General features: G+C 67.8%; 17 protein-coding genes and 1 tRNA gene. All 18 read left to right on the top strand.

What is annotated here, in order from left to right; genetic code table 11:
- Positions 1–283: 283 nt before the first annotated feature.
- The 18 genes from thrS to AB3X07_RS14240 all read left to right on the top strand — a co-directional run bounded on the left by thrS (position 284) and on the right by AB3X07_RS14240 (position 20,459).
- Entirely contained in the window at positions 284–2,188 is a 1,905-nt protein-coding gene (thrS, locus tag AB3X07_RS14325; RefSeq protein WP_369939265.1) for a threonine--tRNA ligase, read from the top strand.
- Between the two features lie 48 nt (positions 2,189–2,236).
- On the top strand, positions 2,237–2,776 hold the full coding sequence (gene infC, locus AB3X07_RS14320; RefSeq protein WP_369944772.1) for a translation initiation factor IF-3: 540 nt from the start codon (positions 2,237–2,239) through the stop codon (positions 2,774–2,776).
- A 376-nt stretch (positions 2,777–3,152) separates the two neighbouring features.
- A complete protein-coding gene (gene rpmI, locus AB3X07_RS14315; protein ID WP_010342861.1) occupies positions 3,153–3,350 on the top strand; it encodes a 50S ribosomal protein L35 in 198 nt (65 codons plus the stop codon).
- Positions 3,351–3,360: 10 nt separating this feature from the next.
- Complete coding sequence (gene rplT, locus AB3X07_RS14310) at positions 3,361–3,720, top strand: 50S ribosomal protein L20 (RefSeq protein WP_010342859.1); 360 nt, start codon at positions 3,361–3,363, stop codon at positions 3,718–3,720.
- Positions 3,721–3,918: 198 nt separating this feature from the next.
- A complete protein-coding gene (gene pheS, locus AB3X07_RS14305; RefSeq protein WP_369939264.1) occupies positions 3,919–4,914 on the top strand; it encodes a phenylalanine--tRNA ligase subunit alpha in 996 nt (331 codons plus the stop codon).
- A gap of 131 nt (positions 4,915–5,045) precedes the next feature.
- Positions 5,046–7,424, top strand: coding sequence for a phenylalanine--tRNA ligase subunit beta (gene pheT, locus AB3X07_RS14300; RefSeq protein WP_369939263.1), 2,379 nt, complete (start codon positions 5,046–5,048; stop codon positions 7,422–7,424).
- Positions 7,425–7,446: 22 nt separating this feature from the next.
- Positions 7,447–7,746 (top strand): integration host factor subunit alpha, encoded by a 300-nt coding sequence (locus tag AB3X07_RS14295; protein ID WP_003466661.1) that lies wholly within the window; start codon positions 7,447–7,449, stop codon positions 7,744–7,746.
- A complete protein-coding gene (locus tag AB3X07_RS14290; RefSeq protein ID WP_009597860.1) occupies positions 7,727–8,083 on the top strand; it encodes a MerR family transcriptional regulator in 357 nt (118 codons plus the stop codon). The genes AB3X07_RS14295 and AB3X07_RS14290 overlap by 20 nt, the downstream gene beginning before the upstream one ends.
- 103 nt (positions 8,084–8,186) lie before the next feature.
- Positions 8,187–8,263 (top strand) — tRNA-Pro (locus AB3X07_RS14285).
- 799 nt (positions 8,264–9,062) lie between these two features.
- Positions 9,063–9,764, top strand: coding sequence for a polysaccharide biosynthesis/export family protein (locus AB3X07_RS14280; RefSeq protein WP_369939262.1), 702 nt, complete (start codon positions 9,063–9,065; stop codon positions 9,762–9,764).
- A complete protein-coding gene (locus tag AB3X07_RS14275; RefSeq protein WP_369944771.1) occupies positions 9,746–11,173 on the top strand; it encodes a GumC family protein in 1,428 nt (475 codons plus the stop codon). The genes AB3X07_RS14280 and AB3X07_RS14275 overlap by 19 nt, the downstream gene beginning before the upstream one ends.
- A 280-nt stretch (positions 11,174–11,453) precedes the next feature.
- Positions 11,454–12,914 (top strand): undecaprenyl-phosphate glucose phosphotransferase, encoded by a 1,461-nt coding sequence (locus tag AB3X07_RS14270; protein WP_369939261.1) that lies wholly within the window; start codon positions 11,454–11,456, stop codon positions 12,912–12,914.
- Positions 12,915–13,143: 229 nt separating this feature from the next.
- Positions 13,144–14,400, top strand: a complete 1,257-nt coding sequence (locus AB3X07_RS14265) for a polysaccharide biosynthesis protein GumE (RefSeq protein ID WP_369944770.1) — start codon at positions 13,144–13,146, stop codon at positions 14,398–14,400.
- Positions 14,397–15,497: an acyltransferase family protein gene (locus AB3X07_RS14260; protein ID WP_369939260.1), complete on the top strand. Its 1,101-nt coding sequence runs from the start codon at positions 14,397–14,399 to the stop codon at positions 15,495–15,497. Before AB3X07_RS14265 ends, AB3X07_RS14260 begins: the two co-directional genes overlap by 4 nt.
- A 43-nt stretch (positions 15,498–15,540) precedes the next feature.
- Positions 15,541–16,671 (top strand): glycosyltransferase family 4 protein, encoded by a 1,131-nt coding sequence (locus AB3X07_RS14255; RefSeq protein ID WP_369939258.1) that lies wholly within the window; start codon positions 15,541–15,543, stop codon positions 16,669–16,671.
- A complete protein-coding gene (locus AB3X07_RS14250) occupies positions 16,668–17,717 on the top strand; it encodes a glycosyltransferase (protein ID WP_369939257.1) in 1,050 nt (349 codons plus the stop codon). Before AB3X07_RS14255 ends, AB3X07_RS14250 begins: the two co-directional genes overlap by 4 nt.
- Complete coding sequence (locus tag AB3X07_RS14245; RefSeq protein ID WP_369939256.1) at positions 17,714–19,219, top strand: lipopolysaccharide biosynthesis protein; 1,506 nt, start codon at positions 17,714–17,716, stop codon at positions 19,217–19,219. Before AB3X07_RS14250 ends, AB3X07_RS14245 begins: the two co-directional genes overlap by 4 nt.
- Positions 19,220–19,271: 52 nt before the next feature.
- On the top strand, positions 19,272–20,459 hold the full coding sequence (locus AB3X07_RS14240) for a glycosyltransferase family 1 protein (RefSeq protein WP_369939255.1): 1,188 nt from the start codon (positions 19,272–19,274) through the stop codon (positions 20,457–20,459).
- Positions 20,460–20,495: the final 36 nt, after the last annotated feature.

The raw sequence follows: 20,495 nt of genomic DNA, 5'->3' as shown, positions 1-20,495 counted from the left end.
ACCGGCCCTGGAGCTGCGCGCGCCGGTGGCCGACGAACCCAAACATGCGGCGACTTGGGTTACCATTGATGACTCTTCGATGCGGAACTCTGGGTGGCCCGCGGCAACGCCGGCCGAGCGTGCGACATGAGCACTACCACCGCCCAAGCATGAACCCCGTCCAAGGCTGTCCGAGCAGGCGCCCTTGTGGCGCCTTCTTTGTATCCCGCGCCTGGCGCCGCCGATCTCCGGCGCGCAGCGGGAAATGCCCGACCCGCCTCGCTTCTTCTTCTTGCCGACTCCCATGATCACGATCACGCTCCCCGACGGCAGCCGCCGCGAATTCGAACACCCCGTCAGCCCCATGGACGTGGCCCAGTCCATCGGTCCCGGCCTGGCCAAGGCGACCATCGCCGGCCAGGTCGACGGCCGCCTGGTCGACGCCTGCGACGTCATCGATCACGACGCCAGCCTGCGCCTGATCACCGCCAAGGACGCCGAGGGCGTGGAGATCATCCGCCACTCCTGCGCGCACCTGGTCGGTCACGCGGTCAAGCAGCTGTACCCCGAGGTCAAGATGGTGATCGGTCCGGTCATCGCCGAGGGCTTCTACTACGACATCTACAGCGAGCGCCCGTTCACCCCCGAGGACATGGCGGCGATCGAGAAGCGCATGCAGGAACTGATCGCGCAGGACTACGACGTGATCAAGAAGGTCACCCCGCGCGCCGAGGTGGTCGAACTGTTCAAGCAGCGCGGCGAGGACTACAAGCTGCGCCTGATCGAGGACATGCCCGACGACGTCACCGCGATGGGCCTGTACTACCACCAGGAATACGTGGACATGTGCCGCGGCCCGCACGTGCCGAACACGCGCTTCCTCAAGGCCTTCAAGCTGACCCGCATCTCCGGCGCCTACTGGCGCGGCGACGCCAAGAACGAGCAGTTGCAGCGCATCTACGGCACTGCCTGGGCGGACAAGAAGCAGCTCGACGCCTACATCCTGCGCATGGAGGAAGCCGACAAGCGCGACCACCGCAAGATCGGCAAGCAGCAGGGCCTGTTCCACCTGCAGGAAGAAGGTCCGGGCCTGGTGTTCTGGCATCCCAAGGGCTGGTCGATCTGGCAGGTGGTCGAGCAGTACATGCGCAAGGTCTACCGTGACAGCGGCTACGGCGAGGTGCGCTGCCCGCAGATCCTGGACGTGTCGCTGTGGCAGAAATCCGGCCACTGGGACAACTACCAGGACAACATGTTCTTCACCGAGTCGGAAAAGCGCACCTACGCGGTCAAGCCGATGAACTGCCCGGGCCACGTGCAGGTGTTCAACCAGGGCCTGCACAGCTACCGCGACCTGCCGATCCGCTACGGCGAGTTCGGCGCCTGCCACCGCAACGAGCCGTCCGGCGCGCTGCACGGCATCCTGCGCGTGCGCGGCTTCACCCAGGACGACGGCCACATCTTCTGCACCGAGCAGCAGATCGAGGCCGAGGTCACCGCGTTCCACCAGCAGGCGCTGAAGGTGTACGCCGACTTCGGTTTCGACGACATCCAGATCAAGATCGCCTTGCGCCCGGAAAAGCGCCTCGGCGACGATGCCACCTGGGACAAGGCCGAGGCCGCGCTGCGCGCGGCGCTGGGTGCCTGCGGCGTGGAGTGGCAGGAACTGCCGGGCGAGGGCGCCTTCTACGGCCCGAAGATCGAGTACCACCTGAAGGACGCGATCGGTCGTACCTGGCAGCTGGGCACCATGCAGGTCGATTTCATGATGCCGGGCCGGCTCGGCGCCGAGTACGTGGACGAGCACAGCCAGAAGCAGCACCCGGTCATGCTGCATCGGGCCATCGTCGGCTCGATGGAGCGGTTCATCGGCATCCTGATCGAACACCATGCCGGTGCGTTCCCGGCCTGGCTGTCGCCGGTGCAGGCAATCGTGATGAACATCACCGATGCCCAGGCCGACTACGTAGACAGCGTGCGGAAACTCCTTGCAAATCAAGGCTTCCGCATCGAGGCCGATTTGCGGAACGAAAAAATCGGCTATAAGATTCGCGAACACACGCTGCAGCGGGTGCCGTACCTGTTGGTCGCGGGCGACCGTGAGAAGGAAAACGGCGCCATTGCGGTCCGTACGCGATCGGGGGAGGATCTGGGCACCATGTCCGTCGCCGCCTTCGCCGAACGGCTGCGCGCCGAGCAGTTGGCGTGACATTACCCTGGCGCGGGCGGAACCTCCGTCCGTGCCAGTCCGATTCCCCTGGGAGATTGCAACATCAGTACCCCTGACAACAAACAGAACCGCAAGAACCAAGAGATCCGCGTGCCGCGCGTGCGCGTGATCGGCGCAGACGGCGAGATGATCGGCGTGTTGAGCCGCGACGAAGCGCTGGCGATGGCCGAGGAAGACGGCCTGGATCTGGTCGAGATCCAGCCGCAGGCCGATCCGCCGGTCTGCAAGATCATGGACTTCGGCAAGTTCAAGTTCGAGCAGCAGAAGAAGGCCAACGAAGCCAAGAAGAAGACCAAGCAGGTCGAGATCAAGGAAATCAAGTTCCGTCCGGTCACGGACGAGGGCGATTACCAGATCAAGCTGCGCAACATGCGCCGCTTCCTCGAAGAGGGCGACAAGGTCAAGGTCAACATCCGCTTCCGTGGCCGCGAGATGAGCCATCAGGAGCTCGGTCGCGAAATGGCCGCGCGGATCGAGGCCGACCTGGGCGAGGACATCGTCATCGAATCGCGTCCGCGCCTGGAAGGCCGGCAGATGGTGATGATGATCGCGCCGAAGAAGCGCTGATCCGCGAACCGCAGCCCAGGATCGCGCCCCGCCACTGGTGGGTGCGCGGTTCTCCAGTGCCTGTGGCCAGCCCTTTCTGACCTCCCGGCGCAGCGCTGCTGCGCGGTTGCGTCGTGGCCGCGAGTCACGCAGCCTTGCCGAATCCCGAATCCCGAATCCCGGCGCGCAAGCGCCACGCCCAAACTGCATGATTTGCAAGGTATTCCAAGCCCTGGCATAATGCTCGGCCCAGTTCATCGGGTTTGCCGTTCGCGCGGCAACAGGACCCGCCCCGATCCGTTGAGGATCAAGGGCTTACAAGCCGGTACGGGCACGGACGGAAAGTGTGGCGCAGCCACCGCCCTGACCAGTGACAAACACCATCAAGGACATTGCAATGCCCAAGATCAAGACCAACCGGGCGGCGGCCAAGCGTTTCCGCAAGACCGCCTCCGGCAAGTACAAGGCTGGCCACGCCAACCGTAGCCACATCCTCACCAAGAAAGCGACCAAGCGGAAGCGCAACCTGCGGCAGACGAACCACGTCCGTGCCGAGGACGCAGGCCGTCTTGACCGTATGCTTCCCTACCTCTGAGGACTGAACCATGGCTCGAGTCAAGCGTGGCGTCCAGGCGCGCCGTCGTCATAAGAAAGTTCTGAACCTCGCCAAGGGCTACTACAACGCCCGTCGCAAGGTCTTCCGCGTCGCCAAGCAGGCGGTGATCAAGGCGCAGCAGTACGCCTACATCGGCCGCAAGCAGAAGAAGCGCAATTTCCGTTCGCTGTGGATCACCCGCATCAATGCGGCGGCCCGCATCAACGGCATGAGCTACAGCCGTTTCATGAACGGCCTGCTCAAGGCCGGCATCACCCTCGACCGCAAGGTGCTGGCGGACATCGCCGTGCACGACGCGCAGGGCTTTGCCGCCCTGGCGGAGAAGGCGAAGGGCGCGCTGGCGGCATAAGTGCGAGTCCCAGCAGAAACCCGCACATCCATGTGCGGGTGTTCGGCGGGAGCAATCGCAGTCATGCAGGGGAAGGGCGCAAGTCCTTCCCCTTTTGCGTTTTAGGGTCCCGGCGACGGGATGCCGCAGGTAGGCGAGGTTCCGCATCGGCGGACACGGTGGCCACGGTTCGGCCGGAGCAGGTAAGGCGCGAGTGCAATGAGTGAGATCGATTCCCTGAGCGAACAGGCGTTGGCGGACATCGCCGCGGCGCAGAGTCCGGAGGCGCTGGAGCAGCTGCGGGTCGCGCTGCTCGGCAAGAGCGGCAGCATCACCGCCCAGCTCAAGCAACTCGGCGCGCTGGCGCCGGAGCAGCGCAAGCTCGCCGGCGAGGCGATCAACCGCGCGCGCGACACCGTGTCCGCGGCGCTGGCCGAACGCCGTACGCTGCTGGAAAGCGCAGCGCTGGACGCGCGCCTGGCCGCCGAGCGCATCGACGTGACCCTGCCGGGCCGGCGTGGCGAGCGTGGCGGGCTGCATCCGGTCACGCGCACCCTGGAGCGCATCACCGAGATCTTCGCGCGGCTGGGCTACGAACTGTCCGACGGCCCGGAGATCGAGGACGACTGGCACAACTTCGAGGCGCTGAACTTCCCACCGCACCATCCGGCGCGGGCGATGCACGACACCTTCTATTTCGGCGACGGCCGCCTGCTGCGCACCCACACCTCCGGCGTGCAGGTGCGCTACATGGGCGAGCATGCGCCGCCGCTGCGGATGATCGCCGCCGGCAAGGTCTACCGCAGCGACAGCGACCAGACCCACTCGCCGATGTTCCACCAGGTCGAAGGCCTGCTGGTCGACGAGCATTCCACCTTCGCCGACCTCAAGGGCACCTTGTCCGAGTTCGTGCGCGCGCTCTTCGAGCGCGACTTCGAGATGCGGTTCCGTCCCAGCTATTTCCCGTTCGTGGAACCTGGCGCGGAAGTGGACATCGCCTGGCAGCAGCCCGACGGCAGCACCCGCTGGCTGGAAGTGCTCGGCTGCGGCATGGTCCACCCGAACGTGCTGCGCAGCGTCGGCATCGACCCGGAACGCTACACCGGCTTCGCCTTCGGCATGGGCGTGGAGCGCTTCGCGATGCTGCGCTACGGCGTCAACGACCTGCGCGCGTTCTTCGAGAACGATGTGCGGTTCCTCAGGCAGTTCGCCTGAGGCTGGGAGTCGGGAAACGAGAATCGGGAATGGGCAAAAGCAACACCAAGGCTCGTTCCTCGCATCCGTTTCCGCCCCGGTAAGCCGCTCTTTCGATTCCCCATTCCCCATTCCCGATTCCCGGCCTCTCCATGAAATTCAGTGAAAATTGGCTGCGCAGCCACGTCCCCACTCAGGCCTCGCGCGACGAACTGACCGCGACCCTGACCGCCATCGGTCTGGAGGTCGAGGAGGTCACGCCGCTCGGCGAGTCGCTGCAGCAGGTGGTGGTGGCGCGCATCGTCGAGGCGGTACGGCATCCGGAGGCCGACCGTTTGCAGGTGTGCCAGGTCGATGCCGGGCAGGGCGGCTTGCTGCAGATCGTCTGCGGCGCGCCGAACGCGCGCGCCGGACTGGTCGCGCCGCTGGCGCTGGTCGGCGCCCAGGTCGGCGGCATCGCGATCAAGGCGGCCAAGCTGCGCGGCGTGGACTCCAACGGCATGCTGTGCTCGGCCAAGGAACTGGGCCTGGACAGCGATGCGTCGGGCCTGTTCGAGCTGCCCGACGAGGCGCCGGTCGGCCAGGCGCTGGCCGAGTACCTGGGCCTGCCCGACGCCAGCATCGAGATCAAGCTGACCCCCAACCGCGCCGACTGCTTCGGTGTGCGCGGTATCGCCTACGACGTGGCCGCGGCCTGCGCCAGCGATGTGCTGCCGCTCGCCGCGGAGATGGCCGCGGTGACCAGCGAGCGCCGTCTCGAGGTGCGCCTGGACGCCGGCGCCGATGCGCCGCGCTATTGCGGCCGCGTGGTCGAGGATCTGGATCCGGCGGCGAAGACGCCGCTGTGGATGGCCGAGCGGCTGCGCCGCAGCGGCGTGCGCCCGGTGTCGCTGCTGGTGGACATCACCCAGTACGTGATGCTGGAACTGGGCCAGCCGATGCATGCCTTCGACCTGGACACGCTGCAAGGACCGATCGGCGTGCGCCGCGCGCGCGTCGGCGAGACGCTGCGACTGCTCGATGGCCGCGATGCGGCGCTGGACGAGGGCTTCCTGGCCATCACCGACGCCGACCGCGTGGTCGCGCTGGCCGGATTGATGGGCGGCCACGCCACCCGCGTCACCGACGCGACCCGGCACGTGTTCCTGGAAGCGGCGCATTTCGCGCCGGCGGCGATCATGGGCCGCGGCCGCAAGCTCGGCCTGCACACCGATGCCGGCCACCGTTTCGAGCGCGGCGTGGACCCGGCGTTGCCGCGGCAGGCGCTGGAGCTGGCGACGCGGCTGGTGCTGGAACTGGCCGGCGGCCGCGCCGGTCCGGTGGTCGAGGCCGAGTTGCCCGAATACCTGCCGGCGCCGGCGCCGATCGCGCTGCGCCGCGCGCGCATCGGGCGCGTGCTCGGCATCGAGATCGCCGATGCCGAGGTCGAGCGCATCCTGCGCGCGTTGGGCATGGTCGTGATCGCCGGGGCCGACGGCTGGCAGGTCACCGCGCCGAGCCGGCGCTTCGACATCGCGCTGGAAGAGGATCTGATCGAGGAACTGGCGCGCATCCACGGCTACGACCGGCTGCCGACCACGCTGCCGGGCGGCGCCTCGCGCATCGCCATGGACAGCGAGACCCGGCTGGACGAGCGCAGCGTGCGCCGGCAACTGGTCGCGCGCGAGATGCTGGAGACCATCAACTACGCCTTCGTCGATGCGGCGCTGCTGGATCAGTGGGGCCTGGTCGAGGGGCGTGTCGCCCTGGCCAATCCGCTCAGTGCCGAACTGGCGGTGATGCGGCCGTCGCTGCTGCCCGGGCTGGTCGCGGCGCTGGGCCGCAACGTCGCGCGACAGGCCGGCCGGGTGCGCCTGTTCGAGCTGGGCAAGGCGTTCGCGGCGGCCGCGGCGGCTGGCGCGGCGCCGGTGGAAACGCAACGCGTGGCCGCGGCGGTGTGCGGCGACGCCGATGCGCTGCAATGGGGCCTGCCCGCGCGCAAGGCCGATTTCCATGACCTGAAGGGCGACCTGGACGCGCTGGCCAGCGCCGCCGGGGCGCGTCTGGAGTACCGTCCGTCGGCGCGCGCCTACGCGCATCCGACCCGCTCGGCCGACGTCTACCGCGACGGGACGCTGCTCGGCTGGATCGGCCAGGTGCATCCGCGCCTGCTGCAGGCGATGCAGATCGACGTGGACGTGCTGGGGTTCGAGCTGGATCTGGCGCCGCTGGCCGCGCGCGCGCTGCCGCGCGCCGCCGAACTATCGCGGTTCCCGTCGGTGCGCCGCGACCTGGCCTTCCTGGTGCCGGAGGCGGTGGCCTGGTCGGCGCTGGCGAGCAGCGTGCGCGGCGCGGTCGGGCCGTTGCTGCGCGATGTGGTGCTGTTCGATCGCTACGTCGGGCCGGGGGTCGAGGCGGGTTTCAAGAGTCTCGCTATGGGCTTGATTTTGCAGGACAACTCGCGCACTCTGACGGATCGCGATGTGGATGCCGTGGTCGCCGATGCAGTGGCGGCGCTGGCGCGCGAACACGATGCGCGGATTCGCGGTTGAGACGTACGGGGATAGCAGGGCAATGGCGTTGACCAAAGCGGAAATGGCCGAACGGTTGTTCGACGAAGTCGGGCTGAACAAGCGCGAGGCCAAGGAGTTCGTCGATGCTTTCTTCGATGTGCTGCGCGATGCGCTGGAGCAGGGGCGGCAGGTGAAGCTGTCGGGCTTCGGCAATTTCGATCTGCGCCGCAAGAACCAACGGCCCGGTCGCAATCCCAAGACTGGCGAAGAAATTCCGATCTCGGCGCGGACGGTGGTGACCTTCCGCCCGGGACAGAAGCTCAAGGAGCGAGTGGAGGCCTATGCTGGACCCGGGCAGTAACCGCGAACTACCGCCGATTCCGGCCAAGCGCTACTTCACCATCGGTGAGGTCAGCGAGCTGTGCGACGTCAAGCCGCACGTGCTGCGCTATTGGGAGACCGAGTTTCCCAGCCTGGAGCCGGTCAAGCGCCGCGGCAACCGACGCTACTACCAGCGCCACGACGTGCTGATGGTGCGCCAGATCCGCAGCCTGCTGTACGAACAGGGCTATACGATTGGTGGCGCGCGGCTGCGCCTGGAAGGCGAGGGCGCGCGGCAGGAGTCGGCGCTGAGCAACCAGATCATCAAGCAGGTGCGCCAGGAACTGGAAGAAGTGCTGCAGCTGCTGCGGCGTTGAGCGGCGGCGGCGCGGCAGCCGCTAGGAATGGCCGCGGCAAACCCGCTATAATCGCCAGCTCGCCGCGAGGCGGGTCCGCCACGACGGCGGAGACGCAACACACCGGGGTATAGCGCAGCCTGGTAGCGCACTAGTCTGGGGGACTAGTGGTCGTCGGTTCGAATCCGGCTACCCCGACCATCTTCGAAGGCCCATGTCAGCGACATGGGCCTTCTTCGTTTTGCGCCCTCGCCATTCGTCGGATGTCCGACCGGATGCCGGCGACGAAGGACGGTGCCGCGCCAGCGCTCCCGCGCAACGTGGCCTTCGCGCAGCGGGGCTCTTCTCTGGACGAGCGCATGCCCCGATCCATGCCTGCCCCGGTCCAAGGCAAGGTGCGCGTGCACCCTTGCGGCGGCGCCCGGCGGCGCGGTGCTCGCGCACAAGCCGCGCCGCAAAGAACGGAGCGGGTGCCTGGCAAACGACGCTAGGGATGCTGGCGTCGAGGTTCGACCCGGCTCGGCGCTGCGATCGGGCGTCCGTCCCCCCGGCGCGCAGGCGGCCGGGGCGGACGAGGGTGTAGACAAAGGCTGAGCCCTCAGCGGAGCGCGCGCACCACCTGTGTCCACCGGGAAGTCAGGAAAGGCCGCTGGAAACGGGAATTTGGCGGAGAACTGCGGAGGAGGGCCGTCAAGGCGTTGACATGCGTCACGTTAACGTCGCGTCTTTTTGTTGCGCTGTCTCGCCCGAATGCTGAATGCCCGGACATGTAGTTGAATCCTGCTGGTATGGCGTCAAAAAAATGTCGGTTGATGCCTTGGTGAGGTCTCGCAGCTGTGCCATAGTGCGGTGCAACACGAGGCTTCGCTGTTGGCCCGGGCCGTCGCCCGAGGCTGGAATTCGACACTGCAATCGTCTTGCCCGACCGGTGATGGAGCACTGGCCGGCCGGAGGAGTGCGGCGTTCCCAAAACCACTCGACAGAGGGCATCGCATCGCGCATGGGTAAACTCTCCGGTACGTTCAACTGGGCATTGTGTCTGGCCCTTTCCTGTCTGGTCTTCCTGGCCGGCTGCAGCAGCGGCGGCGCCAGGATGGCCAAGGAATTGCCGCCTGGCGATCCGCTGGCCGGCTCGATGGGCCAGCCCGAGTACCTGCTCGGCCCTGGCGACCTGCTGACGGTCAAGGTGTTCCAGGTGGACGATCTCGAGCGCCAGGTGCGCGTGGACAATGCGGGCCGCATCTCCTTGCCGCTGATCGGCGACATCAAGGCGGCCGGGCTCAGCGTCAACGCGCTGCAGAAGGACATCACCGAGCGCTACCGCAACGGCTATCTGCAGAATCCGCAGGTGTCGGTGCTGGTGGACGAGTTCACCGGCAACCGGGTCACCGTGACCGGCGCGGTGAGCGAGCCGGGCATCTATCCGATCGTCGGTCCGGCGCTGACCCTGCAGCAGGCGCTGTCGCTGGGCAAGGGCGTCAGCGACGTGGCCAGCCGCGGCAATGTCGTGGTGTTCCGCAATGTCGGTGGACAGAAGATGCTGGCCCGCTTCGATCTTCGCGACATCCAGAAGGGCGCCGCGCCCGATCCCGAAATCTACGGCGGCGACATCGTCGTGGTGTACCGCTCCGACGCGCTGGTGTTGCTGCGCACGGTGGTGCAGCTGACCCCGTTCGTCATGGTCTGGCGGGCCTACCGATGAGTCCTTCGCGCATGCATACCCGTTCCTCCTCCGCGCCTTTGAGCCCGGCCGACATCAGCCTGCTGGACTACTGGAATGCCCTGTATCGGCAGCGCTGGCTGATCGTCGGCATCACCGCGGCGATCGTCTTGCTGGCGCTGTTGGTAACGTTATTGATGACGCCCAAGTACCGCGCCACCAGCGTGCTGCAGATCGAGCGCGAGTCCTTGAACGTCACCAATGTGGCGAACCTGATGCCGGTGGAGTCGCCGCAGGACCGCGACTTCTACCAGACCCAGTACGAATTGCTGGGCAGTCGTTCGCTCGCGCGCGTGGTGATCCGCGAGGCGCAGCTGACCAAGGCGCCGGCGTTCAAGCCGTTCGTCGACGAGGCGCTGGAGAAGCTGCAGGACAATGGCGATGGCCCGGCGCCGTCGCCGCAGGCACGCGCGGCCGCCGCCGAGAACGCGCTGGTCGGCCCGGTGCTGGACGCGCTGCAGATCGAGCCGGTGCGCGATTCGCGCCTGGTCCGGATCAACTTCGATTCGCCCGACCGCGTGCTGGCCGCGCGCGTGGCCAACACCTACGCGAAGATGTTCATCGCCTCGACCCAGGAGCGGCGCCTGCAGGCGTCTTCCTTCGCCGCCAAGTATCTGTCCGAGCGGCTGGAGCAGTTGCGCAACAAGGTCGAGGAATCGGAGAAGAACGCGGTCGACTATTCCAGCCAGGAACAGATCGTGTCGCTGGGCGAGGACAAGCCCTCGCTGCCGTCGCAGAACCTGAGCGAGCTCAACATGCGCCTGGCCGCGGCCCAGGATGCGCGGATCAAGGCCGAAGCGGCCTGGCGCCAGGCCGGCATCGGCGACGGCATGGGCCTGCCGCAGGTGGTCAGCAGTCCGCTGATCCAGAGCCTGCGCTCGGAGCAGGTCAAGCTCACCGCCGACTATCAGCAGAAGCTGGCCACGTTCCAGCCCGGCTATCCGGAAATGCAGCGGCTGCAGAACCAGATCGCCGAGATCAAGCGCCAGATCGGCAACGAAGTCGCCAACATCCGCAGCGCGCTGAAGAACGACTACGAAGCGGCGCGGCAGCAGGAGACCCTGCTTTCCGAGCGCATTTCCAGCCTGAAGAACGAGGAACTGGACCTGCAGACGCGCAGCATCCGCTACACCATGCTCAGGCGCGAGGCCGACACCAATCGCCAGCTCTACGATGCGCTGCTGCAGCGCTACAAGGAGATCGGCGTGGCCGGCAACGTCGGCACCAACAACGTGTCGATCGTGGACCGCGCCGACGTGCCGGGGCGGCCGAGTTCGCCCAAGACCTTGCTGAACCTCGCGCTGGCGTTCGTGTTCGGCCTGTTCCTGGCGATCTCCGTCGCGTTGATCCGCTACTTCCTGCGCGAGGCGCAGGCGGCGGCCACGGCGTGACCGCGATCGCGGCCATCGTGTCGAGGCTGACACAGGTCATGAGTTCTACGCAATTTCTTCAGCGAGGTGATACGTGATTCAGCTAACCAGGCAGGTGATCCATTATTTTCCCGATCGGTCGTATGCAGTCGTTCTTCTGTTGAAGTGAACACGGGCTGCCGTGGACCTGGGGTCGGTGAGGGAGGCACCGCAGCGGTCCACAGGCAGATGAGATCGAGGCCCGGAGACGTCGCATGTTCCCCCGCATGCCACCGACCGGGTTTGGATGGGAATCCCGACCATGCTTTTGGCAGACCTGAGTAGCGCCACCTATACAACCTCGTCCCCCCGCCTGCTGTCCAAGTACGCAGCCGCGGCGGATATCCTGCTCCGCGTTTCGGATCTGACGGTGATCGTCGCCGGTGCGCTGGTCAGCCACCGCCTGTTGTTCGGCAATTGGATGCCCGAGGCGTCCTATCGTGTCGCGATCGGCACCACCTTGCTGTACGCGGTGATCTGCTTCGCGTTGTTCCCGCTGTACCGCAGCTGGCGCGGACGCGGCCTGCTGCGCGAGATGGTGGTGCTGAGCCTGGCCTGCGGCGGCGTGTTCGCGCTGTTCGCGATGCACGCCTTCGTGGTGCAGTTCGGCCAGCAGGTGTCGCGGCTGTGGATCGGGCTGTGGTTCGCCGGCAGCCTGGCCACGCTGCTGCTGTCGCGCACCGCGGTCCGCGGCGTGCTCAACCACCTGCGCTCGGAAGGCGTGGACGTGCAGCGCGTGGTCGTGGTCGGTCTGCGTCATCCGGTGGTCAAGATCCACAACTACCTGAGCCGCAATCCGTGGGTCGGCATGCAGGTGGTCGGCTATTTCAGCAGCGACTACGACCTGTCGGTGGCCGACCATCCGAAGAAGCTGCAGTGCCTGGGGGCCGGCACGCCGGAGTCGCTGATCGACTACCTCAACAACAACGAGGTGGAGCAGGTGTGGATCTCGCTGCCGCTGGGCGAGCGCGACCACATCAAGCAACTGCTGCAGCAGATGGACCGCTATCCGATCCAGGTGCGGCTGATCCCGGACCTGTTCGATTTCGGCATGCTCAACCAGTCCGGCGACCAGATCGGCAACGTGCCGGTGATCAACCTGCGCCAGGGCGGGGTCGACCGCAACACCTACTTCGTGGTCGCCAAGGCGCTGCAGGACAAGTTGGTCGCGTTGGCCGCGCTGGCGCTGCTGTGGCCGGTGATGCTGGCGATCGCGGTGGGCGTGAAGCTGAGCTCGCCCGGCCCGGTGTTCTTCCGCCAGCGCCGCCACGGGCTGGGCGGGCGCGAGTTCTACATGTACAAGTTCCGCTCCATGCGCGTGCAGCAGGAGCCCACCGACGTGGTGGTGCAGGCCAAGCGTGGCGACAGCCGGGTCACGCCGTTCGGCGCGTTCCTGCGCCGCACCAGCCTGGACGAGTTGCCGCAGCTGTTCAACGTGCTCGGCGGCAGCATGTCGGTGGTGGGGCCGCGCCCGCATGCGGCGCAGCACAACACCCACTACGAAAAGCTGATCAACCATTACATGCAGCGGCACTACGTCAAGCCGGGCATCACCGGCTGGGCCCAGGTCAACGGGTTTCGCGGCGAGACGCCGGAACTGCGGACGATGAAGAAGCGCATCCAGTACGACCTGGACTACATCCGGCGCTGGTCGCTGTGGCTGGATACGCGCATCATCGTGCTGACCGCGGTGAAGGTGCTCGGGCAGAAGACCGCCTACTGATGCGCCCGATGTGCCGTTTTCCCGCCGACCGCACCCGCTGCCGGCGCCGCCCCGTCGTCGCCGCCGGCAGCGGGTGCGGCGGCTGGCGGGGCGTACTTGGCCGTCTCGCCGGTAAGCGCGTGGGCCGCCTTGCGCGGCGTGTCGCCGGCCTGTCGCGCCAGGCGCGTTGGCCGCGCGTGGCTAACTGGCGTGCCGCGCCGGGAGGCCTCGCGTGCTGACCGCGCCGGTGATGACGCTGCGCGAGCAGCGCCGCAATCTGTTGATCGAACTGTTGCTGCTGTTCGCCATCGGCTACAACTTCCTGCTCGCCGTGGTCAACGCCAAGCTGTTCCGGGTCAGCCCGGCGATGACCTATGTCGCAGAACTGGGGGTGTACGCGGCCTGCTTCGTGATCGGCCTGTGGTCGCTGGACCGCAAGCGCACCGCGATCGTGTTCACCGGCATCGCGGCATTGGCGCTGCTGATGCTGGTGCGGCTGTTCCTGGTCTGGTCGATCGATCCCAAGTTCTTCCGCGACGCGTTGATCCCGTTCGCGTTCCTGGTGCTGGGCGCGGCCTACACCGGCTCGCTGCCCAAGCTGTTCCTGCGCATGGCGTTGGTCGTATCGCTGGTGGCGCTGTTCGAACTGGCGCTGCCCAAGCTGTACGGCGACGTGGTCAATCCCAAGAGCTACTTCGTCAACGCGCGCGGGGCCAGCGCGGCCAGCTTCTGGAACCAGGACAGCAACCTGTTCGTCAGCGCGACGCGGCCGGGCGCGCGCAACTTCCTGCCGTCCTCCAACCTGCCGCGCGCGTCCTCGGTGTTCATCGAGCCGGTGACGATGGGCAACTTCATCATCTTCTTCACCGCGATCCTGCTGACCTTCTGGCGCTGGATGCGGCCGTTGGGCATCGCCGCGTCGGTGGCGATGATCGGCTTTTTGATCGTGGCCTCGGACGGGCGCCTGGCCGCCGGCACATGCGTGATGATGGTGCTGCTGAGCCCGCTGCTGCTGCGCATGGACCAGCGCCTGGGCTTCCTGATCTTCTTCGGGGTGATGCTGGGCGCATGGCTGATGGTGTGGGCGTCGGGCATCCAGAGCTACGAGGACACCATGCTGGGGCGGGTGTTCTTCAGCGTCTACTCGATCCGCAACATGACCGCCGACGCGTGGCTGGGCCTGGATTTCGATGTGCCCTACAAGTATTTCGACAGCGGCATCGCCTATTTCATCTCCTCGCAATCGGTGCTGATGGTGCTGGCGTTCCTGCTCGCGTATTCGTTCGTCATGCTGATGCGCACGATCGAGGGTCAGTTGTTCAAGAACCTGCTGATCTTCGCCTTCGCGCTCAGCCTGCTGGTATCCAACGGCTATTTCTCGATCAAGACGGCGGCATTGTGGTGGTTCGTCTGCGGCTGCCTGTGGCAGATGCAGCCGCGGCGCCAGGAACTGGATGCGGCGGCGCCCGCGGCCGGTGCGCCGCGGCTACCGGCGGTGGCGACATGAGCGCGACGACCTTGCAGACGGCGCTGACCGAAGCGCCGACCCGGACCGGCGCGCACGGCACCCGCGGCGCGCGCGATGCGCGCATCGACGCGGCCAAGGCGCTGGCGATCCTGCTGGTGGTGTTCGGCCACGCCAAGGGCATTCCGCATGCCTACGTGATCCTGGCCTACAGCTTCCATGTGCCGATGTTCTTCCTGCTGTCCGGCTGGGTCGGGGAGGCATTCGGCAAGCGGCCGCTGGGCATGGCGACCTGGACCAAGCTGGCGCGCACGCTGTTGCTGCCGTACCTGGCGTTCTTCGTGGTCGCCTACGCGTACTGGATGCTGACCCGGCACATCGGCAGCAAGGCGCAGCTGTGGGGCGACCGGCCGTGGTGGGAGCCGTTGCTGGGCCTGCTCAGCGGCATCGGTCCCAAGCTCTACGTGATGCCGGCGCTGTGGTTCCTGCCGGCGCTGTTCGTGACCACGCTGGCGTATCTGTACCTGCGTCGTCTGCTGTCGCTGGACGTGCTGGCGCTGCTGTCGTTGCCGCTGGCCTGGGGGTGGGCGACGTGGTTCCCGGGCCAGGACTACCGGCTCCCGTTCGCGCTGGACGTGTTGCCGGTGGCGCTGTGCTTCTTCGCGGTCGGCGCGGCCGCGGCCACGCGCAGCGCGCGCCTGCCGCGCGGCCGCATGGGCAACGCGCTGGCGGCGCTGCTGCTGGGCCTGGCCTGGGGCGCGATCGCCTGGAACAACGGCCGGGTGGACGTGAACATGATGAAGTTCGGCGATTCGCCGCTGGCGTTCCTGGCCGCGAGCCTGCTCGGCAGCGCGATGGCGCTGTGCGCGGCGCGTCTCGTGCAGGAGTGGGCATGGGTGCAGTGGATCGGTCGCAACACCTTGCTGATCCTGTGCACGCATACATTGCTGTTCTCGGTGATGGCGGGCGTCGCCAGCCGCACCGGCCTGGTCCGCGGCGATGCCTGGGGACCGGGTTGGGCGGTGTCGGTGGGCGTGCTCGCGGTGCTGGCCAGCGTGCCGATCCGCGCGGTGATCGTGCGCGTGGCGCCGTGGATGATCGGGCTGCGCCGTGAACCGGCCAGACAGGAGGCGAACTGATGGCGCGATCGCAACGCCGTGCGCCGTGGCGCGGGAGCGCGCGATGAAGGTGGTCCATGTCGTGCGCCAGTTCCATCCCTCCGTGGGCGGGATGGAGGAGGTCGTGCTCAATATCGCGCGGCGGCATCTGCAGCAGGGCCGCGACCAGGTCGAGGTGGTGACCCTGGACCGGGTCTTCACCCGGCCGCAGGAGCGGCTGGCGCAGCACGAGACGTATCAGGGCGTGCCGATCGTGCGCCTGCCGTACCGCGGCTCCTCGCGCTATCCGCTGGCGCCGAAGGTGCTCGGCGCGCTGCGCGGGGCCGATCTGGTGCACGTGCACGGCATCGATTTCTTCTACGACTTCCTGGCCGCGACCCGGCTGCTGCACCGCACGCCGATGCTCGTGTCCACGCACGGGGGCTTCTTCCACACCACCTATGCCTCGCGCTTGAAGATGCTGTGGTTCAAGACGCTGACCCGGGCCTCGGCGCTCGCCTATGCGCGGGTCGTGGCGACCAGCGAGAACGACGGCCAGGTGTTTTCCGCGGTGGTCGCGCCGCAGCGGCTGCGGGTGATCGAGAACGGCGTGGACGTGGGCAAGTTCGCCGGGCAGGGCAGCGCCACGCCGGGCCGCACGCTGATCTACTTCGGACGCTGGTCGGTGAACAAGGGCCTGCTGGAAACCTTGGACCTGTTGCGCGCGCTGGCGGCGCAGGATCCGGCGTGGCGGCTGATCGTGGCCGGGCGCGAATACGATTTCAGCCAGGCCGATCTGCTGCGGGCGATCGCCGAACGCGGGCTGCAGGAGCGTGTGCAACTGCACGTGGCGCCGTCGCAGGAGGCCTTGGCGCAGTTGCTCGGCAGCGCCCAGTACTTCGTCTGCCTGTCGCGCCATGAGGGCTTTGGCCTGGCCGCGGTCGAGGCGATGAGCGCCGGCCTGCTGCCGGTGTTGAGCGACATCCCGCCGTTCGCGCGGCTGGTGCGCGAATCGGCGCAGGGCGTGCTGGTGGATCCGGCCGACGCGCCGCGCGCCGCGGCCGCGGTGCAGGCCTATGCGGGCGCGACCGACGCGCGCTTCGCCGCGCAGAGGCAGGCGGCCATGGCCTATGCGCAACGCTACGACTGGGATCACGTCGTCGGCGCCTATCTGGACGAGTATCGCGCCGCATTGGCGACGGGAGCGGCGCGATGAGCGGCGAACCGCGTTGCAGCGGCGATGCGCGCGTGCCGGGCCCGCCGGTCACCGTGCTGCTGTCGACCGAACGGCCGGCCGCGACCACCAACCCGTATCTGACCCAGTTGTATGCCGCGCTGCCGCAGCAGGTGCAGTTGCGCTTCTTCTCGATGCGCGCAGCGCTGCTGTCGCGCTACGACGTGCTGCACGTGCATTGGCCCGAATACATGATGCGCCACCGCACCGCGCTGGGCACGCTGGCCAAGCAGGTGTGCATGGCGCTGCTGCTGTTGCGGCTGCGGCTGAGCGGCGTGCCGTTGCTGCGCACCTTGCACAACGTCGCCCCGCACGAGGACAAGGGCTGGCGCGAACGCCTGCTGCTGCGCTGGACCGACCGCCTGACCGCGCGCTGGATCCGCATCAACGCCACCACGCCCGAACGCGCGCCGGCCACCGACACCATCCTGCACGGCCACTACCGCGACTGGTACGCGGCGATGCCGCAGCCGCCGCGGGTGCGCGGGCGCCTGCTGCACTTCGGCTTGCTGCGCCCGTACAAGGGCGTGGAGACGCTGGTCGCGACGGTGCAGGCCTTGCCCGATCCGGAGCTGAGCCTGCGCATCGCCGGCAATCCGAGCGATGCGCAGATCCGCGCCGTGGTCGAGCAGGCCTGCGCCGCCGATCCGCGGATCAGCGCGCGCCTGCAGTACGTGGAGGACGAGGTGCTGGCGCGCGAGGTCGGCGAGGCCGAGCTGGTGGTGTTGCCGTACCGGCAGATGCACAACTCCGGCACGCTGTTGCTGGCCTTGTCGCTGGCGCGACCGGTGCTGGCGCCGTGGAACGAGGCCAATGCGGCGATCGCCGCGGAAGTCGGGCCGCAATGGGTGCTGCTGTATCGCGGCGAGCTGGATGCGGCGCAATTGGCGGACGCGCTGGAGCGGGCGCGGGGCCTGCCCGCCGACGCGGTGCCGGACCTGTCGCGGCGCGACTGGAGCGCGATCGGCGTGCAGCACTACCGCAGCTATCTGGATGCGCTCGGCCGACGCGGCGAGGCGCGGCCATGAGCGCGGCGCAGACGCCTTCGTCCGCGCCGCCGCCGCAGCCCAGCCTGGGCGCGCGCGCGGCCGGCGGCGCGGCGGTGACCATGGCCGGGCAGCTGGCCAAGATGGTGGTGCAGTTCGGCGGCATCGTGCTGCTGGCGCGGCTGCTGACGCCCTACGACTACGGCCTGATGGCGATGGTCACCGCGATCGTCGGCATGGCCGAGATCCTGCGCGACTTCGGCCTGTCCTCGGCCGCGATCCAGGCCAAGCACGTCAGCCGCGAGCAGCGCGACAATCTGTTCTGGATCAACAGCGGCATCGGCCTGGTGCTGGCGATCGTGGTGTTCCTGTCCTCGTCGTGGATCGCGCATTTCTATCGCGAGCCGGCGCTGTTGGGCATCTCGCAGGCGCTGGCGGTGACCTTCCTGCTCAACGGCATGACCACCCAGTACCGCGCGCATCTCAGCCGCGGGCTGCGGTTCGGCCAGGTGTCGTTGAGCGACGTCGGCGCGCAGGTGCTGGGCCTGCTCGCCGGCGTCGGCGTGGCCCTGGCCGGCCACGGCTACTGGGCGCTGGTCTGGCAGCAGGTGGTGCAGGCGCTGGTCAACCTGGTCATCGCCGGCGCCTGCGCGCGCTGGCTGCCGCGCGGCTACCGGCGCGACGCGCCGATGCGCGCGTTCCTGAGCTTCGGCTGGAACCTGATGGCCGCGCAGTTGCTGGGCTACGCCAGCCGCAACGTCGGCCAGGTGATCATCGGCCATCGCATCGGCGCCGAGGCGCTGGGCCTGTACAACCGCGCGTTCCAACTGCTGATGATGCCGCTGAACCAGATCAATGCGCCGGCCACCTCGGTGGCCCTGCCGGTGTTGTCGCAATTGCAGGATCAGCCGGAGCGCTTCGGCAACTTCCTGCTGCGCGGGCAGACGGTGATGGTGCATCTGATCGTGGCCCTGTTCTCGTTCGCCTGCGCGCTGGCGCTGCCGCTGATCGTGCTGGTGCTGGGCGAACAATGGCGCCCGGCGGTGCCGCTGTTCCAGGTGCTGACCCTGGGCGGCATCTTCCAGACCGCGTCCTACGCGACCTATTGGGTGTTCCTGGCGTTGGGGCTGATGCGCCAGCAACTGGTGTACTCGGTGGTCGGGCGGGTGCTGCTGATCGCCTGCATCTTCGCCGGCTCGGTGTGGGGCGTGATGGGCGTGACCGTGGGCTATACGCTGGGCTTGCTGGCGATGTGGCCGCTGTCGGTGATTTGGATCGCCAAGGTGGCGCCGCGGGTGCCGGCCATGGAGTTGTTCAACAACGGGCTGCGCGCGATCGTCGGCTACGGCGCGGCCGGCGCGGCGGCGTATGTCGCCGCGCGGCAGTGGGGCGGCGTGTCGCTGTGGCAGCAGTTGGCGGTGGGCGCCGCGGCGATGGCGCTGGGCTGCGTGCTGGTGTTCGCGCTGTGGCCGGCGTTCCGTCGCGACGTGCTGGCGATCCTGCACATGCGTACCTTGCTGCGCGACGCCAGGGCCAAACGATGACGCGCGGCGCCGTGAGGTTTCCCGAGACCCTATTTCGCAAAGGAGCGATGGCATGAGCGATTCTTCCGCATCGGCGACGCTCGCCGCGGCACCGGCCGCGGCCATGGCCGGCCGCCCGCCGTGCTACCTGGTGCTGTCGGCGCACGACTACCGCACGCCGCGCCGCGCCAACATCCATTTCATCGCCGACGAGCTGGCCAAGCGCGGCACCACGCGCTTCTTCTCGCTGCGCTACAGCCTGCTGTCGCGGCTCAAGGGCGACCTGCGCCTGCCCCTGGACGCCACCGCCAATACGGTGGTCAAGCACAACGGCGTGGACTGCTACCTGTGGCGCGCGCCGCTGCATCCGTTCAACACGCGGCGGCCCTGGCTGCGCCCGTTCGAAGACCTGATGTTCAGGCTCTACGCGGCCAAGCCGCCGGCCACGCTGCTGCGCTGGATGCGGGAGGCGGACGTGATCGTGTTCGAAAGCGGAATCGCGGTCGCCTTCATCGAACTGGCGGCGCGGATCAACCCGACCGCACGCAAGGTCTATCGCGCCTCCGACGGGCTGAGCACGATCAACGTCGCCGATTTCATCGAGCGCGAGTTCGAGCGGGTGGCGCCGAGCCTGGACGTGATCGCACTGGTGTCGCCGGCGATGGCCCGGGAGATTTCCAGCCGCCACAACGTGTTCCACGTCGGCCACGGGGTGGACCACAACCTGGGCGAGCTCGGCGATCCTTCGCCGTACGCGGAGGGCATCCATGCGGTGGCGGTCGGCTCGATGCTGTTCGATCCAACCTTCTTCGTCACCGCCAGCCGCGCCTTCCCGCAGGTCGCCTTCCACGTGATCGGCTCGGGCATGGGCCGCGCGCCGGGCTATGGCGACAACGTGGTGGTGTACGGCGAGATGAAGCACGCCGAGACCATCGGCTACATCAAGCACGCGCGCTTCGGCATCGCGCCCTACGCCTCCGAGCAGGTGCCGGCGTACCTGGCCGACAGTTCGATGAAGCTGCTGCAATACGATTTCTTCGGCTTGCCGGCGGTGTGCCCGAATGCGGTGGTCGGCAGCTACCCGTCGCGCTTCGGCTATACGCCGGGCGACGAGGCTTCGATCGTGGCGGCCATCGGCAAGGCGCTGGAGGCGCCGCATGTGCGCCACCGGCAATGCCTGAGCTGGTCGGAGACTACCGATCGCGTGCTGGATCCGTCGGCCTATCCGGAAACCCGGCTGTTCGCCGGCGACGCCGCCTGACCCCGCACTTCCGCCCATCCACCGCCGTCCGCGCGG

Source organism: Xanthomonas sp. DAR 35659 (assembly GCF_041242975.1).
In the GTDB taxonomy this organism is placed as follows: domain Bacteria; phylum Pseudomonadota; class Gammaproteobacteria; order Xanthomonadales; family Xanthomonadaceae; genus Xanthomonas_A; species Xanthomonas_A medicagonis.
This window is presented reverse-complemented; position numbering and strand designations above follow the sequence as displayed.

Coding starts and splice junctions, on each gene's coding strand:
- AB3X07_RS14245 (WP_369939256.1), top strand. CDS start 17,714: ATGAGCGCGGCGCAGACGCCTTCGTCCGCGCCGCCGCCGCAGCCCAGC.
- AB3X07_RS14260 (WP_369939260.1), top strand. CDS start 14,397: ATGAGCGCGACGACCTTGCAGACGGCGCTGACCGAAGCGCCGACCCGG.
- AB3X07_RS14240 (WP_369939255.1), top strand. CDS start 19,272: ATGAGCGATTCTTCCGCATCGGCGACGCTCGCCGCGGCACCGGCCGCG.
- AB3X07_RS14265 (WP_369944770.1), top strand. CDS start 13,144: ATGACGCTGCGCGAGCAGCGCCGCAATCTGTTGATCGAACTGTTGCTG.
- AB3X07_RS14295 (WP_003466661.1), top strand. CDS start 7,447: ATGGCGTTGACCAAAGCGGAAATGGCCGAACGGTTGTTCGACGAAGTC.
- rplT (WP_010342859.1), top strand. CDS start 3,361: ATGGCTCGAGTCAAGCGTGGCGTCCAGGCGCGCCGTCGTCATAAGAAA.
- AB3X07_RS14250 (WP_369939257.1), top strand. CDS start 16,668: ATGAGCGGCGAACCGCGTTGCAGCGGCGATGCGCGCGTGCCGGGCCCG.
- AB3X07_RS14290 (WP_009597860.1), top strand. CDS start 7,727: ATGCTGGACCCGGGCAGTAACCGCGAACTACCGCCGATTCCGGCCAAG.
- pheT (WP_369939263.1), top strand. CDS start 5,046: ATGAAATTCAGTGAAAATTGGCTGCGCAGCCACGTCCCCACTCAGGCC.
- rpmI (WP_010342861.1), top strand. CDS start 3,153: ATGCCCAAGATCAAGACCAACCGGGCGGCGGCCAAGCGTTTCCGCAAG.
- pheS (WP_369939264.1), top strand. CDS start 3,919: ATGAGTGAGATCGATTCCCTGAGCGAACAGGCGTTGGCGGACATCGCC.
- AB3X07_RS14270 (WP_369939261.1), top strand. CDS start 11,454: ATGCTTTTGGCAGACCTGAGTAGCGCCACCTATACAACCTCGTCCCCC.
- AB3X07_RS14255 (WP_369939258.1), top strand. CDS start 15,541: ATGAAGGTGGTCCATGTCGTGCGCCAGTTCCATCCCTCCGTGGGCGGG.
- thrS (WP_369939265.1), top strand. CDS start 284: ATGATCACGATCACGCTCCCCGACGGCAGCCGCCGCGAATTCGAACAC.
- AB3X07_RS14280 (WP_369939262.1), top strand. CDS start 9,063: ATGGGTAAACTCTCCGGTACGTTCAACTGGGCATTGTGTCTGGCCCTT.